The following is a 16191-nucleotide window of genomic DNA, read 5'->3' on the forward strand; positions in this document are numbered from 1 at the left end:
CTCAGCCCCGCGCACCGCGGAACGCCGCGAGGAAGGCCGTGCGCACGTCGGCGTCGCGCGGCTCGGCGACGAGCGCGTCGTCGGCGGGCAGCGAGCCTGCGAGCGCGCGCTGCAGACCCGCCGACGCCCGCAGCACGGCGTCGGGACGCAGCGCGCGGAGCGCTCGTGCCGTGGCGCCGGCCTCGCCCGTCTCCGGCCGCTCGAGCTCGACCGTCGCCACGTCGAGGCGTCGGCCTGCGACGCGCACCCGCAGCGCGACGCCGTCGGCCAGCACGTCGACCACGAATGCCGCATCCCCCGGCACGAACGCGGCCCGCAGCGCCGTCGCGAGGGCATCCGACGTCACGACGTCGTCTCCGCCCGGCTCGGCGAGCACGCGCATGCCCCACCCGGCGAGCGAGAGCACCGCGGGCTCGAGCTCGCGACCGAGGGGCGTGAGCTCGTAGACGGTGCCCATGCGCTTGACGGGCGTCTTGACCGCGATGCCCGCCTCGACGAGGTCGGACAGTCGCGTCGCGAGCACGTTGGTGGGGATGCGCGCGAGGCCCGCACGCAGGTCGCCGTAGCGGCGAGGACCCACGAGCAGGTCGCGCACGACGAGCAGCGCCCATCGGTCGCCCACGAGCTCGAGGGCCCTCGCGACGCCGTCGTGCTGCCCGTAGGAGCGGGCCGCCATCAGGAGTCGGCGCCGCCCTCGGCCGCGTACGCCCCGGGGCCCTGCTCTGCGGCCTTCGGATCCATCCACATGAACTCGAGGACGTTGCCGTCGGGGTCCTCGATCGCGTGCTGCACCATGAAGCCGTAGTCCTGCGCCTCGCGCGCCTCGGAGCCGCCGGCCGCGAGCGCCTTGGCGGCGACGTCGGCGACGTCCTCGCGCGACTCGCGGCTGATGGCGAGGAGCGCCTGCGCGGTCGTGGCCGGGTCGGCGACCTCCTTCGACGTGAAGGTCTGGAAGTAGTCGCGTCGCAGGATCATGAGCATGATCTCGTCGGAGATCACGACGCACGCCGCCTTCTCGTCGGTGAAGAGCGGGTTGATCGACCATCCGAGCGCCTCGTAGAACGCCTTCGAGCGATCGAGGTCGCGGACGGGGAGGTTGACGAAGATCATCGTGGACATGGGGGCTCCGATCGTGACGGTCGGCCCCTCGTCGGACCGACCACCCCGATGGTTGCAAAAAGCAAGTAACAGGTCAAGGGCGAGTCCGCGATGCGCACGCGCACATCACGTCGATCGCCCGACGCCTCAGGCGTTCTTCGCGTCGCGCCACTCGAGGAACGGCCGCACCTGCTCGACGTCGTAGCCGTCTGCGGTGTCTTCGCCGGAGATCGACACGGTGATGAGGCGCGTGCCGAGCGCGTGCAGCGCGTCGAGGCGCTCGACGCCGAGCCCGCCGATGCCCTGCCGCACGCTCGCGCCGTTCGAGACGACCATGTCCGAGATGTCGCGGCCCAGCGCATCCGCGTGCCCCTGCAGCACGTCGAGCTTGTGCTGCAGCTCGTCGGGGCCGGCGAACGAGTGCCACACGTCGGCGTGCTGCGCGACGATGCGGAGCGTCTTGCGCTCGCCACCGCCGCCGATGAGCACCGGGATGTGGCGCACGGGTGCCGGGTTCAGGCGTGCGAGCCGCGCCTCGATGCGAGGCATGGCGTCGCTCAGCGCACCGATGCGCGTGCCGGGCGTGCCGAACTCGTAGCCGTACTCGTCGTAGTCGCGCTCGAACCAGCCCGCGCCGATGCCGAGGACGAACCGGCCGTTCGAGATGTGGTCGAGCGTGCGCGACACGTCGGCGAGCAGGTCGGGGTTGCGGTACGAGTTGCAGAAGACGAGCGGGCCGAGCTCGACGCGCTCGGTCGCCTGCGCCCATGCCGCGAGCTGCGTCGTGCACTCGAAGTGCGCGCCGTCGGGCTCGCCGGACAGCGGGAAGAAGTGATCCCAGTTGAAGACGGCGTCGACGCCCATGTCCTCGAGCCGACGCACGGCATCGATCGACTGCTGGAACGTGGCGTGCTGCGGCGAGACCTGCACGCCGATGCGGGTGGGGATGTCGGTGGCGACCATGCCGCGAGCCTACGCGCGCGGTCGCCGAGGGGACTGCCCCCTAGCGCCCGCCGCCGAGCATGCGCTGCAGCGCCGCCTGATCCTCCGGGCTCATGTCGGCCACGTTCGGCTGCGCCTGCCCGCCGCCGAAGACCGAGCCCTGCGTCGGCGCCTCGAGCACGGGCTGCTGCGCGCGCTTCGCGGGGTTGCCGGAGCGCTTGCCCTTCGAGACCTGCTGCTTCGGCTGCCGCTTGCCCATGCCGTGCGAGCCGGGCACGGGTCCCATGCCGGGGATGTTCGGCATGCCGCCCTTCGCGACGGTCTTCATCATCTTCGCCGCCTGGTCGAAGCGCTGCATGAGCTGGTTGACCTCGGTGACCGTCACGCCCGCACCGCGCGCGATGCGCAGACGACGCGAGCCGTTCAGGATCTTCGACTGCTTCCGCTCGCGGGGCGTCATCGACAGGATGATGGCCTCGGTGCGAGCGAACTCGCCCTCGTCGAACCCGTCGATCGCATCCTTCAGGCCGCGCGCACCGGGCAGCATGCCGAGCATCTGCTTGAAGTTGCCGGCCTTGCGCACCTGCTGCAGCTGCTTCAGGAAGTCCTCGAGCGTGAACGTGTCGGTGAGCATCGCCTCGGCGACGCGCCGGGCCTCCTCCTCGTCGAACGTCTTCTGCGCCTGCTCGATGAGCGTGAGGATGTCGCCGAGGTCGAGGATGCGGCTCGCCATGCGATCGGGGTGGAACGGCTCGAAGTCCTCGAGGCGCTCGCCCGTCGACGCGAACAGGATCGGTCGGCCCGTGACGCCGCGGATCGACAGCGCGGCACCGCCGCGCGCGTCGCCGTCGAGCTTCGTGAGCACGACGCCCGTGAAGTCGACGCCCTCCTGGAAGGCCTTGGCCGTCGCCACGGCGTCCTGGCCGATCATGGCGTCGATGACGAACAGCACCTCGTCCGGATCGATCGCCTTGCGGATCTTCGCGGCCTGCTGCATGAGCTCGGCGTCGACGCCCAGTCGGCCTGCGGTGTCGACGATGACGACGTCGTGCTGGCGGGCGCGCGCCAGGGCGACGCCGTCGCGCGCGACCCGCACGGGGTCGCCCACGCCGTTGCCGGGCTCGGGGGCGTAGACCGCGACGCCCGCCTGCCCTGCGACGACCTCGAGCTGCGTGACGGCGTTCGGGCGCTGGAGGTCGGCGGCCACCAGGATCGGCGTGTGCCCCTCGCCGGCGAGGTGCCTCGCGAGCTTGCCCGCGAGCGTCGTCTTGCCGGCGCCCTGCAGGCCGGCGAGCATGATGATGGTGGGCGGCGTCTTCGCGAGCTCGAGGCGACGCTGCTCGCCGCCGAGGATGCCGACGAGCTCCTCGTTGACGATCTGCACGACCTGCTGCGCCGGGTTCAGCGCCGTCGAGACCTCGGCGCCGAGCGCGCGCTCGCGGATGCTGGCGCAGAAGTCCTTGACGACGTCGAGCGCGACGTCGGCGTCGAGCAGCGCACGACGGATCTCGCGGACGGTGCCGTCGATGTCCGACGGCGTCAGCCTGCCCTTCGTGCGCAGCTTCGCGAGGGAGTCGGTGAGCCGGGTGGAGAGAGAGCCGAACGCTGCCATGGTGCCTCCGATGGTACCGGCGCGTCGCGGGTGCGATCGCTACCCTGGCTGGATGCGCATGAGCCTGTCGCCGCGCGAGGCCAGGGCGCTCGCTCGATCCCTGCGTCGGCGCGGCCCGACGCTCGCCGCGCTCGCCGAGGCGGGTGCCACGCGATCCCATGACCGCACGGCCCTCGTCATGGGCGACGCAGCGTGGTCGTACGGCGAGCTGTGGCGCGACGCGGAGCGGCTCGCGGCCCACATGCGGCATGCCGTGCTCGATCGTCCGCGCTCGATCGTCGCCGCCTGCGAGGGGCCATCGCTCGTGCTCGCCGCCCTCGCGGCCGGACGCCTCGGTCTCGACCTCTGGCTGGCGAACCCGCGTCGCGACGCCGCGCTCGAGCACGTCATCCCCGGCTCGGCGCTGCTCGTGCACGAGGGTGACGCGCCGGCGTGGCACGAGGGCCCCTCGCTCGCCGCGGCGGATGCGCTCGCGGCCTCGCAGCGCGATCAGCCGCACATCGGCGGCACGCGCCGCCTCGGCAGGCTCGTGCTCATGACGGCCGGCACCACGGGCGCCCCCGCGCCCCATGTCACGCGCCCCTTCGGCGTCCGCGGCATGCGGCAGCTCGAGGGGCTGCACCGCCGCGTCGGCATCGCGCCGACCGACACCGTCCTCGGCTGCGCGCCCCTGCACCACGGCCACGGGCTGCAGCTGCTCGCCGCGACCCTCCTCACGGGTGCGACGCTCGTGTCGTCGCCCCACACGAGCCCGCAGACGCGCCTCCGGCTCATGCGCGAGCGCGGTGCGACGATGCTGAGCGGGGTGCCGACGCAGCTCGAGCGGCTCGTGGCGCACGTCGAGGCCGCCGACGAGACGCCGCCGAGCCTGCGCCGCATCGTCTCCGGGTCCGAGCCGCTGAGCCCCGCGCTCGTCGCACGACTGCACCGCGCGTGGGGGCACGTCGTGGTCAACGCGTACGGCACGACGGAGTCGGGCACGATCGCGGTCGCCTCCCCCGCCGACGTGCTGGCCCATCCGGACTCGGTCGGACGCGCTCTGCCCGGCACCGAGCTCGGCATCGTCGGGCACCGGAGGGGCTCGGATGCCGAGGGCCGCCTGTGGGTGCGCGGCGCGGGACGCACCGTCATCACCGACGACCGCGGCCGCATCCACGACGGCAGGCTCACGGTGCTCGGCCGCATGCCCGCTGTCTCGGAGGTCCCGCGGGACGGACGCGCCGGGCCTGCCGGCTCCGGCTAGCCGACGAGCTGCTCGACGAACACGTGCGGCGTGAAGCCCGTGAGGTCGTCGATGCCCTCGCCCTGGCCGATGAGCTTGATGGGGATGCCGGTGCGCTCCTGCACGGCGAGCACGAAGCCGCCCTTCGCGGAGCCGTCGAGCTTCGTGATGACGAGGCCCGTGACGCCCGCGTGCTCGATGAACGCCTGCGCCTGCACGACGCCGTTCTGGCCCGTGGTCGCGTCGAGCACCAGCAGCACCTCCGACACGGGCGCCAGCTTCTCGACGACGCGGCGGATCTTGCCGAGCTCGTCCATGAGCCCGCCCTTCGTCTGCAGGCGGCCGGCCGTGTCGACGATGCACATCGCGATGCCGCCGGACCTGGCGCGCTCGACCGTCTGGAAGGCGACGGATGCGGGATCCTGACCCTCGCGCTCGGGGCGCACGACCTCGACGCCCGCGCGCTGCGCCCATGTGGCGAGCTGCTCGACCGCCGCGGCGCGGAACGTGTCCGCAGCGCCGACGACCACCGACTGCCCGTGGCTCGCGAGCAGTCGCGCGAGCTTGCCGATCGTCGTCGTCTTGCCGACGCCGTTGACGCCGACGACGAGGATGACGGCGGGGCGCTCCTGCAGCGTGAGCGTGGGGTCGTAGGCCGCGAAGCGCTCCTCGAGCGTCTCGCGCAGCATGCGCCGCAGCTCGCGCGGATCGTCGACGCGCAGCCGGTCGACGTCCGCCCGCAGCGCCTCGACCACCTGCTCGGCGATGTCGGGGCCGAAGTCGGCGGTGATGAGCGCCGTCTCGAGGTCGTCCCAGGTCTCCTCCGTGATCGTCTCCCGCTGGAACATCCCTCGGAGCGCGTTCGAGATCGACCACCGCTGTGCCATGCCCTCGATCGTAGGCGCTCGCGTCCGAGCGCGGCGCGCACCCGGCACGCGCGAGGCGGTACGATGGCCGATGCGAAGGGGAGTATCCCGGTTCGCCGCGATTCGTCAGTACGAGCCCCTCCGGCTCCGGTCGCGGCGCGCGCGTCAGCGCGAGGGAGAGACGTTCGTCACTGCACCGCACCCTCCTCGCCTCTCGAAAGGCCGTCCGTGACCCCGTACCAGATCTTCGAGATCGTCTCGCTCTCGTTGCTCGTCCTCATCCTCGTCGCCGATCTGCTGATCGTCGTGAAGCGTCCGCACGTGCCGTCGATGAAGGAGGCGACCGCCTGGGTCGTGCTCTACGTCTCGCTCGCGCTCGTGTTCGCGGGCGCGCTGCTGCTCATGGGCGACGCGCAGCACGCCGGCGAGTTCGTGACGGGCTGGCTGCTCGAGTACTCGCTCTCGATCGACAACCTGTTCGTCTTCATCATCATCCTGAGCCGCTTCGCGGTGCCGAAGGAGATGCAGCAGCGGGTGCTCATGATCGGCATCCTCATCGCGATCGTGCTGCGAGGCATCTTCATCCTCGTGGGCGTGCAGCTCGTCGAGCAGCTCTCGTGGGTCTTCTACATCTTCGGCGCCTACCTCGTGTACGTCGCATGGAAGCAGGCCTTCGGCAACGAGGACGACGCGGGCGAGAAGGACAACCTCGTCACGCGCCTGCTGAAGCGCCGCGTGAACTTCACCGACACCTGGAACGGCGGCAAGGCGACGCTCGTCGAGGACGGCGTGAAGTACATGACGCCGTTCGTGCTCGTGATCGTCGCGCTCGGCACCACCGACCTGCTGTTCGCGATCGACTCGATCCCCGCGATCTTCTCGGTCACGACCGATCCGTTCCTCGTCTTCGCGTGCAACATCTTCGCCCTCATGGGCCTGCGCCAGCTCTACTTCCTGCTGGGCGGCCTGCTCGACCGCCTCGTCTACCTGCACTACGGCATCGCGGCCATCCTCGGCTTCATCGGCGTCAAGCTCGTCCTCCACGCCATGGAGGCCAACGAGCTGCCGTTCATCAACGGCGGCGAGCCCATCGAGTGGGTTCCCCACATCGAGACGTGGCACTCGCTGCTCGTCATCCTCGTGTCGATGGTCGTCTCGGTCGTCGCGTCGCTCATCAAGCTCCGCATGGATGCGCGCAAGGGCGGCGACGCCTCGCTGCACCTCGGCCCGTCCGAGGCCGAGCTCGGCACCGACGGCCACTTCCACATCGTCGACGCGGCCGGCGCGTCCTTCGCGCGTCCGCTCACCATCGAGCCCCGCACGCAGGGCCTCATGGTCGTCGATGCCGAGGGCAAGCAGGCGCCGATCACCGACTTCGACCGCGACGTGCTCCGCGAGGCGGCCGTCGAGGACATGCCGGAGTCGGCGCGCGACGCGATCCGCGACGAGGCGCGAGCCGAGTTCGACGCCCACGAGCGCGCCGATGGCGCCGCGGCAGCCGACGCCATCACCGACGAGGGGCCCGACGCCCGCCGATGACGAGGCGCGCATGACGCACGGGCTCGATCCCGCCCCGATCCTCGCGTGGCTCGCGCCGCGCGCGATCGGCGGGATCGAGCTCGTCTCGTCGTCGGGCTACCGTCGCACCCTCCGCACGCCGAGCGGCGTCGCCGTCGCCTCCGCCACGGTCGACGCCGGCTCGGCGTCCGGAGTCCGCGCGTCGGGCGGCGCGGAGGCCGAGGCGGCCATGGCGGCGGTGTTCGCGATCGACGTGGACGCCGTCGAGGCGGACGCGCACCTCTCGGAGGTCGCAGCGCGGCACGGCGTGCCGCTGCTCGCGGCATCGATCGCCGACGCTCCCCTGCTGCGCGCGCCCGGGTGCGCCGACCCGCACGAGATGGCGTTCCGCGCCGTCGTCGGCCAGCAGATCTCCGTCGCGGCCGCGACGGGGCAGCTGCGCTCGCTCGCGACCCTCGGCGACGCCCTTCCCATCCCGGTCGACGGCCTCGCCCGCGTCTTCCCGACGAACGCGCAGGTCGCGGCCGGGGCGCTCGACGTGCTGCGCGGCCCGGTCGCGAGGTCGGAGGCCGTCGCACGCGTCGCCTCGGCGCTCGACGACGGCACCGTGGTCGTGGAGCGCGGCGTCGACCTCGAGCGGATGCGTGCGCAGCTCGTCGCGCTCAAGGGCATCGGTCCGTGGACCGCGGGCTACGTGTCGTTGCGGCTCGGCGACCCCGACGTGCTGCTGCTCGGCGACTCCGCCGTGCGCGCGGGCGCACGGCGGCTCGGGATCGCCGACCTCCCCGCCGTCGCCGCCGACGCGGCGCCATGGCGCACGCACCTCATGCTGCACTGCTGGCGCGCGTCGGCCATGCCGACGTGAGAGGCCCCGCCGAGCCGCCTCACCTCGTCGGCGCCTCGGCGTCGTCCGGCGCGCGCGGACGGTGCACGAGCGTCACGAGCACCACCGAGATGATCATGAGCAGGAACCACGACACGACCTTCTGCGGCGAGACGGGCTCCCAGCCGTCCGCCTGGTTCGGATAGGTCCACGCGCCGACGAGGGTGCCGACGTTCTCGGCGATCCAGATGAAGGCCGCCACGCCGACGAACGGCACGAGCAGCGGCCACCTCCACACGCGCGCGTGCACGCGGAAGTGCATGACGGTGCGCAGCCACAGCAGCAGCACCGCCGCGAGCAGCACCCATCGCGCATCCCACACGAAGTGGTGCGCGTAGAAGTTCGCGTAGATCGCGACGGCGAGCACCACCGTCGCCCACAGCGGCGGGTAGCGGGTGAACCGCAGGTCGAACATGCGCATCGAGCGCACCATGTACGAGCCGACGGCCGCGTACATGAAGCCCGAGAACAGCGGCACGCCACCGATGCGCAGGATGCCGTCGGCCGCGTAGGTCCACGAGCCGACGTCGGTCTTGAAGAGCTCCATCACGGTGCCGACGACGTGGAAGAGGGCGACGACCCACAGCTCGCGCACCGTCTCGAGGCGCAGCGCGAGCATGGCCGCCTGGATGCCGACGGCGATGAGCACGAGCGCGTCGTTCGGCGCGATCGCGGCATCGGCGGGCCACCACAGCCGCACGGCGACGATCGCGACGAGGATGAGGAAGCCGAAGACGCACGCCCACGCCTGCTTGAGCACGAAGACGACGGCGTCGACGGCCCACGGACGCCAGGCGCCCGTCCCCCGGTCGAGCACGGCGTTGGCGCGCGCATCGATCCACCGTTCGACGGCGGTCAGCTCGCGCCGCCCGACGGCGGCTGCGCGATCAGGCACGGGTCGACGCCGTGACGGTGAACGTCGCGTCGCGATGCACCTGCCGCGTCGGCCCGACGAGGCGCTCGAGGGCTGGCCGGTACCGGAGGTGGCCGTTCCACACGCACCACAGCTCGCCACCGGGCCGCAGCACCCGTGCCGCGGCGCCGAACATGCGGTGCGCGAGCCCCGTGTGCACGGCCGTGCCCGCGTGGAACGGCGGGTTCAGCAGCACGAGGTCGACGGAGGCGTCAGGCACGGATGCGGCGGCGTCGTCGCGCAGCGTCGTCACCACGGCGCCGTTGGCCGCGGCCGTCGCCGCCGTCGAGCGCACGGCGGCGTCCGAGCGGTCGGTCGCCGTGACGGCCGCGTGCGGCTGCGCGAGCGCGATGGCGGTCGCGAGCAGCCCCGATCCGCAGCCGAGGTCGAGCACGGCACCCGCATGCGGCATGTCGCCGACGCGCTCGAGCAGCAGCCGCGTGCCACGATCGACGGTCGAGCCCGCGAAGACGCCGCCGTGGGCGACGACCGCGAGCCCGACGTCGTCGTGGCGCGCGGTGCGCGGCCAGCCGGAGCCCGCGTCGACGACGCGCGCGCCGCTCGCATGCAGCACGCGCGCCTTGCGCTGCGCGAGCGTCGCGCGCACGTCGGCGAGGTGGCGTTCGAGCACGGCGTTCTGCGAGCGCGTCATGTGCTTGACACGGCCGCCGGCGACGACGCGCACGTCGGCGGCGGCGTGTGCGGCGACGAGGCCCGCGACCTCGTCGAGCGCGTCGAGCGACCTCGGCAGCTGCATGAGCACGAGCGTCGCGCCGTCGACGAGGGCTGCGTCGAGGCCGTGATGCGCGAAGCCCCGGATGCCGAGGCGCTCTGCGTTCGCTCGCAGCGCGCGCTCGCCCGTGATCGGATCCTGGTGCACGCGCACGCTCGTCGCGCCGGCGTCGAGCGCACCGAGCGTGAGCGCTCCGTGGTGGTCGCCCACGACGACGACGTCGCGACCCGGGATCCACGCCGACGCCTCGGCGAGCACGAGCGCGTCGGCGGCGTCGTGCGCCTGCAGGTCGGGCGACTCGACGTCGGGCCAGCGGCGCAGGGCGTCGAGGTCGAGCATCGTCCCAGCGTAGGCGTCGGGGGCGGCCGCTAGCGTCGTGCGCATGGATGAGATCGCCCTCGCCGCCGCGCTTCGCCACCGCATCCGAGGCTCGGTGGTCTCACCGGCCGACGACGCCTGGGACGAGGCGCGGCTGCCATGGGCGCGTGCCGTCGACCAACGGCCGGCAGCCGTCGTGACGCCCGCCGACGCCGATGACGTCGCCGCGGTGCTCGCCGTCGCTCGCGAGCACGGCGCGACCGTCGCGGTGCAGCCCACGGGGCACGGCGCCGTCGACGCGCTCGAGGGGGCGATCGTGCTGCGCATGCAGGCGTTCGACCGCATCGTCGTCGACGCCTCGGCGCGCACGGCGCGCGTCGGCGCCGGCGTGCTCGTGGGCGACCTGCTCGCGTCGCTCGACGGCACGGGCCTCGTCGCACCGACGGGCTCGAGCCGGGTCGTCTCGGTCGCGGGCCTCGTGCTCGGCGGCGGCCAGGGCTGGCTCTCGCGGCTCGGAGGGCTCGGCGGCGACTGGCTGCGCCGCGCGCACGTCGTGCTCCCCTCCGGCGAGGCCCGTTGGATCGACGACGACGACGCGTCGCTGCGACTGCTGCGCGGCGGCGCAGGCCTCGTCGCCATCGCGACCGAGCTCGAGCTCGCGCTGCAGCCCGTCGCCGCCCTGCACGGCGGCACCATCGACCTGCCGATCGACCGCGCGGCCGACGTGCTGCGCGCCGCGCGCACCCTCGTCGACGCCGAGCCCGGGCTCGCCGCGTCGATCGCGCTGATCGCCATGCCCGACTCCCCGGTGCTGCCCGAGGCCATCCGCGGCCGCAGCTGGTGCAGCGTGCACGTCGTGCTCGCAGACGTCGACGATGGGGCGCTCGCGCCGCTGCGGGCCGTGGCCGAGCCGCTCCGCGACGACGTCGCGCCCATCGACCCCGGCGCGCTGCACGCCATCACGGGCGACCCCGAGCAGCCGGGGGCCGCCACGGGATGGTCGGCGCTCGTGCCGCGGCTCGACGACGCCACGATCGACGCGCTCGTCGCCGTCCGCTCCGACCCGGCGCTCGCACCCGTCGTCGGCATCGAGCTGCGCCTGCTCGGCGGCGCGCCGGCGCAGCGCCCCTCGCTGGTGCCGCAGCCGACCGAGCCGTGGCTGCTCTCCTCGATCGCACCCATGCTGCCCGGCACCGATGGCGAGGCGCAGCGCACCGCCGTCGCGAGCCTCGCCGACCGACTCGCACCCGTGACGAACGACCGCACCCTGCCGACGTTCCTCGCGAGCGCCGACCTCTCGCGCGCGCTGCCGCCCGCGGCCCTCGCCGAGCTGCGCGCCTGGCGCGACGCGCACGGCGGCGACGTGCTGCACCCCAGCCGCCTCCCCGCCTGACGAACGAGTCCTCGATGCGGTTGTCTCGTGCACGAGCCGTCTCGCGAGCAGGATGACGCCGGGAGGTCACCATGGTTCGCATCCACTCGCATCGCAGCACCCGCGCACGCCTCGGCGCCGGGTCGCCTCGCGGCGTCCGCATCGCGGCGCTCGCAGCATCCGCCGCCGCCGTGCTCGCCGTCACGTCCTGCGCAGCGGCCGGTCTCGGCGCAGGGGGCGGCACCTCGACCCCGCCTCCGAGCGAGGCGCCGGGCAGCGCGCCGCAGTCATCGCTCGGCGCCGTGCCCGCGGCGATCCCCTCGGGCGAGGTCATCGGGCAGGGCACGGTGCTCGACGACGGCGACGGCCCGCGGCTCTGCCTCGGCGCCGTGCAGGAGTCGTACCCGCCGCAGTGCGACGGCGTGCCGCTCGACGGCTGGGACTGGGCGGCGACGGAGGGATGGGAGGAGGCGTCGGGCGTGCGATGGGGTGCGTTCGCCGTGCAGGGAGCGTACGACGGCGAACGACTCGCCGTCGCGAGCCCGCCCATCATGCTCGCGCTCTACGATCCCGCCCCCATCGCGCAGGAGCCGCTCGAGCCCGGCACGGCCTCCGCGGAGCAGCTGCTCGAGATCCAGGAGGCGCTGAGCGACGCGCTCGGCGGTCGCGCGCTCGGGAGCTGGACGGGCGAGGGCAGGCTCGAGCAGCAGGTCGTCTACGACGACGGCACGCTGCAAGCCCATCTCGACGCCGCGTACGGCGCGAACGTGGTGCGCGTCACGAGCGCGCTGCGCGACGTCGCCGAGTAGGCGCCGTCGCGCAGCGGAGGGGGTCAGCTCGCGTCGCCGCGACCCGTCTCCTCCTGCAGGCGCTCGATGTGCTCGGATGCCTCTGCCTTCGTGAGGTCGGCGGGCAGCTGCTCGCCCGCCTCGCGCGCGAGGGTGTCGAGGTAGCTCTGCTGGGGCGCCGTCATCGGCTCGCCGCCCGTCGTCCACTCGCTGGGATCCTTCACGGCGGAATCCTGCGGGTCGGTGGCGCCGAGCATCTCGTCGGATGCGTGTGCGTTCGTCTCGTCGGTCATGTCGCGAGGCTACGTGGCTCCTCCGACATCGCGGCGGGCCTTGCGCATCCGCTACGACGCCTGCGCCTCGTCGGCCTCGCGCCTCGTGCGCTGGCCGACGACGGCCGAGACGCCGTCCTGGCGCATCGAGACGCCGTAGAGGGCGTCGGCGATCTCCATCGTGCGCTTCTGGTGCGTGATGACGATGAGCTGGCTCGTCTCGCGCAGCTGCTCGAAGATCTGCAGCAGGCGTCCGAGGTTCGCGTCGTCGAGCGCCGCCTCCACCTCGTCCATGATGTAGAACGGGCTCGGCCTCGCCTTGAAGATCGCCACCATGAGCGCGACGGCCGCGAGCGAGCGCTCGCCGCCCGAGAGCAGCGACAGCCGGTCGATCCTCTTGCCCGCGGGCCGCACCGTCACCTCGATGCCGGTCTCGAGCATGTCCTCGGGATCGGTGAGCGCGAGCGAGCCGGAGCCGCCGGGGAACAGCACGGGGAAGATCTCGGCGAACGCAGCGCGCGTGTCCTCGAACGCGGCGGCGAAGATGCCCTCCATGCGCTCGTCGAGGTCGGCGATGATCTGCTCGAGGTCCTTCCGCGTCCGCGCGAGGTCGGCGAGCTGCTCGGTGAGGAACGCATGGCGCTGCTCGAGCGCCGCGTACTCCTCGAGCGCGAGCGGGTTGACCCGCCCCAGTCGCGCGAGCCTCCGCTCGGCGTCGGCGAGCGCCCGCTGCCACGCCGGCCGATCGAAGTCGTCACCCGGTCCGTGCTCGGCGACGAGCACGTCCTCGTCGAGGCCGAGCTCGGCGGCGGCGCGCTCGATGAGCGACGACAGGTGCAGCCGCTGCTCGTACGTCTCCATCTCGAGGCCGTGCACGCGCTCGGTCACGGCATGCAGGCGGTCGCGCAGCTGGGTCTCCTGCCTGCGCAGCGCACCGAGCGCCTCCGAGTTCTCGCGCCGCGCCGTCTCGCGCTCCGAGAGCCGCAGGCGCGCCTCGGAGAGCGAGCGATCGACGGCCTCGAGCACGGGCGGCAGGGCACCGGCGACGCGCTCGGCTGCGGCGCGCTGCCGCTCGCGCACGACGGCGCGACGCGCAGCCTCCTCGGCGGCCTGCCGCTGCGCCACCATCTCGCGCTCGAGGCTCGCAGCGCGCTCGCGCTCGACGCGCACCCGCTCGCGCGCCGTCTCGAGCTCGATGCGCAGCTCGGTCTCCATGCCACGCTCGGCGTCGAGCTCCTCGACGACGCCGTCGCGTGCGGATGCGTCGAGGATGGGCCGGGGCGTCTGCTCGAACTCGGTGAGGCGGCGCTCGGCGGCCTCGAGCGCCGACGTCGCCTCGGCGAGGCCCGCCTCGGCCTCGGCGACGGCGGCCTGCGCCCGCTCGCGCTCGGCGCCCGCCGCCTCGAGGCGCGCGCGGACCCGCGAGCGCTCCTGCCCTCGAGCCGCCGACTCCGCGTCGTGCGCACGCAACGCCTCGAGCGCCTCCTGCGCCTCGCGCCTGCCCGCCTGCAGCGCATGCCGCTGCTCCTCCACCGCGCCGGCCTCGCGCTCGATCTCTGCGCTCAGGGCCTCGAGGCGCTCGAGGGCGGCGTCGCGATCCGCGATGAGCTCGAGCCTCGACGCCGCATCCTTCGACCCGCCCTGCACGAGGTGCTCGGTCATGACGTCGCCCGCTCGCGTCACGAGGGTGACGGGGCCGCCGAGCCCGAGCGACGCGAGCCTCGCGACGAGCGCGCCCGCGGCTGCGAGGTCGTCGACGACGAAGGTGCGCGCGAGGATGCCGAGGACGCCCTCCGGGGCGTCGACGACGGTCGGCGCGTGCGTCGCCGACTCGACGTCGCCGACCTGCGGCAGCGACGACGACGCGTCGCCGACCACGACGTCGACTCGCCCGTGCCCGCCGTCGCGCGCGTGCGCGACCGCCGCGACGGCCGCGTCGCGGGTCGACGCCAGCAGCGCCTCGCCGAGCGAGCCGAGCGCTGCGGCGATCGCGGCCTCGAAGCCCGGTCGCACGCGCACGTGGTCGGTGACGATGCCGTCGATCCCGTCGAGCCCGGCCCGCGCGAGGGCCGCCGACGCGTTCTGCACGTCGAGCGCGAGCGACAGCGCCGTCGACCTCGCGGCGAGCGACTCGCGCTCCCGCTCGCGACCGTGCAGCGCGTCGCGCGCGTGCTCGAGCGCCGACTGCAGGCCCGACACGGCCTCGTCGGCCGCACGCCACCGCGCGCCGAGCGTCTCGGCGTCGCCGGCCTCGACCTCGTCGTCGCCCAGGTCGTCCACGGCCCGCTGCGCCTCGGCGAGCCGCGACTGCGCGTTCGCGAGCGCGTCGCCGCGGCGCTCGACCTCCGTCGCACGCGCCGCGCGCGTGGATGCCGCGACGTCGACGCGCGATCGGTGCGCCGCGAGCTCGAGGTCGTGCCGCGAGACGAGCGCCGACTGGCGCGCGATCTCCTCGTCGAGGGCATCGAGCGCAGCGCGCGCGAGCGCGACCTTCGCCGCCTGGCTGCCGAGCGCACGCTCGCCGTCGGCGACGCGTGCCACGAGGGCCTCCGCCTCCGCCCGCACGGCCGCGACCTGGTCGGCGGTGACGAGCCGCGACGCATCCGCCTGCTCGATGGGCTCCCCGAGCAGCGCGAGCCGCTGGTGCGCGAGCGTCGAGAGCGACTGCAGGCGCGTGCGCTCGCGCTCGAGGCCGTGCACGGTCTGGCGAGCGCGGTCGACGTCGTCGCCCACCATGCTCTCCTCGATGCGGGCCGCGCGCATCCGGGCCTGGTCGAGCTGCTCCTGCAGCACGATGCGCTCGCTCTTGCGCTCCGACTCGCTGCGGGCCGCCGCCGACAGCGACCCGCGCAGCCGCACGACCTCGTCGGCGATGAGCCTCGCCTTCGCCTCGCGCGCCGCGGCCTGGATCGACTGCGCCTCCTTGGCGATCTCCGCCTGCTGCCCCAGCGGCTTCAGCTGCCTGCGCAGCTCGCCCGCGAGGTCCGACAGGCGCGTGAGGTTCTGCTGCATCGCATCGAGCTTGCGGAGCGTCTTCTCCTTGCGTCGACGGTGCTTGAGGATGCCGGCGGCCTCCTCGAGGTAGCCGCGTCGATCGGTGGGGCTCGCCTGCAGCAGCGCGTCGAGCTGGCCCTGCCCGACGATGACGTGCATCTCGCGACCGAGACCGGAGTCCGACAGCAGCTCCTGCACGTCGAGCAGTCGGCACGACTCGCCGTTGATCGCGTACTCGCTGCCACCGTTGCGGAAGAGCGTCCGCGAGATCTGCACCTCGGCGTACTCGATGGGCAGCGCCCCGTCGGCGTTGTCGATCGTCAGCTCGACGTGGGCGCGCGAGAGCGGACCCGTCGTCGCGGTGCCCGCGAAGATGACGTCCTCCATCTTGCCGCCGCGCAGCGTCTTCGCACCCTGCTCGCCCATGACCCATGCGAGCGCGTCGACGACGTTCGACTTGCCGGAGCCGTTCGGGCCGACGACCGCGGTGACGCCGGGCTCGAACCGGAACGTCGTCGCGCGTGCGAAGGACTTGAAGCCCTTGACGTCGAGGCTCTTGAGGTACACGCGGCTCCCGGATGGATGGATCGCGTCCTACGGTAGCGACACGCGGGCGTGCCGCCATGCAGGCGAGCCGCGCTAGCCTGTGAGGCTGCCCTG

At 73.5% G+C, this 16191-nt stretch carries 13 protein-coding genes and 1 pseudogene; 5 read left to right on the forward strand and 9 right to left on the reverse strand.

The genetic code is table 11. The annotated features are described in order from the left end of the window. Position 1: 1 nt before the first annotated feature. From ACFQPP_RS07755 to ffh, 4 genes are all read right to left on the reverse strand, one after another. On the reverse strand, positions 2–676 hold the full coding sequence (locus ACFQPP_RS07755; protein ID WP_376915991.1) for a winged helix-turn-helix transcriptional regulator: 675 nt from the start codon (positions 674–676) through the stop codon (positions 2–4). Beyond that, positions 676–1119, reverse strand: a complete 444-nt coding sequence (locus ACFQPP_RS07760; protein ID WP_376915992.1) for a VOC family protein — start codon at positions 1117–1119, stop codon at positions 676–678. Before ACFQPP_RS07760 ends, ACFQPP_RS07755 begins: the two co-directional genes overlap by 1 nt. A gap of 126 nt (positions 1120–1245) precedes the next feature. After that, positions 1246–2061 carry an LLM class F420-dependent oxidoreductase gene (locus ACFQPP_RS07765; protein WP_376915993.1) on the reverse strand — a complete coding sequence of 272 codons (816 nt, stop codon included), beginning with the start codon at positions 2059–2061 and terminating at the stop codon, positions 1246–1248. A 40-nt stretch (positions 2062–2101) separates the two neighbouring features. Beyond that, positions 2102–3652, reverse strand: a complete 1551-nt coding sequence (ffh, locus tag ACFQPP_RS07770) for a signal recognition particle protein (RefSeq protein WP_376915994.1) — start codon at positions 3650–3652, stop codon at positions 2102–2104. Positions 3653–3704: 52 nt separating this feature from the next. Here ffh and ACFQPP_RS07775 point away from each other — a divergent pair, with 52 nt between their 5' ends. Continuing rightward, positions 3705–4895 (forward strand): class I adenylate-forming enzyme family protein, encoded by a 1191-nt coding sequence (locus ACFQPP_RS07775; protein ID WP_376915995.1) that lies wholly within the window; start codon positions 3705–3707, stop codon positions 4893–4895. Here the strand turns inward: ACFQPP_RS07775 and ftsY are convergent. Then, on the reverse strand, positions 4892–5761 hold the full coding sequence (gene ftsY, locus ACFQPP_RS07780) for a signal recognition particle-docking protein FtsY (RefSeq protein ID WP_376915996.1): 870 nt from the start codon (positions 5759–5761) through the stop codon (positions 4892–4894). The genes ACFQPP_RS07775 and ftsY overlap by 4 nt on opposite strands. A gap of 207 nt (positions 5762–5968) precedes the next feature. On the opposite strand from ftsY, the pseudogene ACFQPP_RS07785 reads away from it, so the two are divergent. Continuing rightward, positions 5969–6931, forward strand: a pseudogene (locus ACFQPP_RS07785) (TerC/Alx family metal homeostasis membrane protein); the annotation flags it as partial. A 358-nt stretch (positions 6932–7289) separates the two neighbouring features. Then, on the forward strand, positions 7290–8123 hold the full coding sequence (locus tag ACFQPP_RS07790; protein WP_376915997.1) for a DNA-3-methyladenine glycosylase 2: 834 nt from the start codon (positions 7290–7292) through the stop codon (positions 8121–8123). Positions 8124–8142: 19 nt separating this feature from the next. Here the strand turns inward: ACFQPP_RS07790 and ACFQPP_RS07795 are convergent, their stop codons facing one another. Both ACFQPP_RS07795 and ACFQPP_RS07800 read right to left on the reverse strand, forming a co-directional pair. Beyond that, entirely contained in the window at positions 8143–9036 is an 894-nt protein-coding gene (locus ACFQPP_RS07795; protein ID WP_376915998.1) for a DUF817 domain-containing protein, read from the reverse strand. After that, positions 9029–10126, reverse strand: a complete 1098-nt coding sequence (locus tag ACFQPP_RS07800; RefSeq protein WP_376915999.1) for a class I SAM-dependent methyltransferase — start codon at positions 10124–10126, stop codon at positions 9029–9031. The genes ACFQPP_RS07795 and ACFQPP_RS07800 overlap by 8 nt, the downstream gene beginning before the upstream one ends. Positions 10127–10169: 43 nt before the next feature. Here ACFQPP_RS07800 and ACFQPP_RS07805 point away from each other — a divergent pair, with 43 nt between their 5' ends. Together ACFQPP_RS07805 and ACFQPP_RS07810 are read left to right on the forward strand one after the other, a co-directional pair. After that, positions 10170–11498, forward strand: a complete 1329-nt coding sequence (locus ACFQPP_RS07805; protein ID WP_376916000.1) for an FAD-binding oxidoreductase — start codon at positions 10170–10172, stop codon at positions 11496–11498. 71 nt (positions 11499–11569) lie between these two features. Next, entirely contained in the window at positions 11570–12286 is a 717-nt protein-coding gene (locus ACFQPP_RS07810) for a hypothetical protein (protein WP_376916001.1), read from the forward strand. A 23-nt stretch (positions 12287–12309) separates the two neighbouring features. Here ACFQPP_RS07810 and ACFQPP_RS07815 read toward each other — a convergent pair whose 3' ends face one another. Together ACFQPP_RS07815 and smc are read right to left on the reverse strand one after the other, a co-directional pair. After that, a complete protein-coding gene (locus tag ACFQPP_RS07815) occupies positions 12310–12558 on the reverse strand; it encodes a DUF3072 domain-containing protein (RefSeq protein ID WP_376916002.1) in 249 nt (82 codons plus the stop codon). 51 nt (positions 12559–12609) lie between these two features. After that, on the reverse strand, positions 12610–16098 hold the full coding sequence (gene smc / locus ACFQPP_RS07820) for a chromosome segregation protein SMC (protein WP_376916003.1): 3489 nt from the start codon (positions 16096–16098) through the stop codon (positions 12610–12612). Between the last annotated feature and the right edge of the window lie 93 nt (positions 16099–16191).

The organism is Agrococcus sp. GCM10030265 (genome assembly GCF_042666675.1).
Taxonomy (GTDB): Bacteria; Actinomycetota; Actinomycetes; order Actinomycetales; family Microbacteriaceae; genus Agrococcus.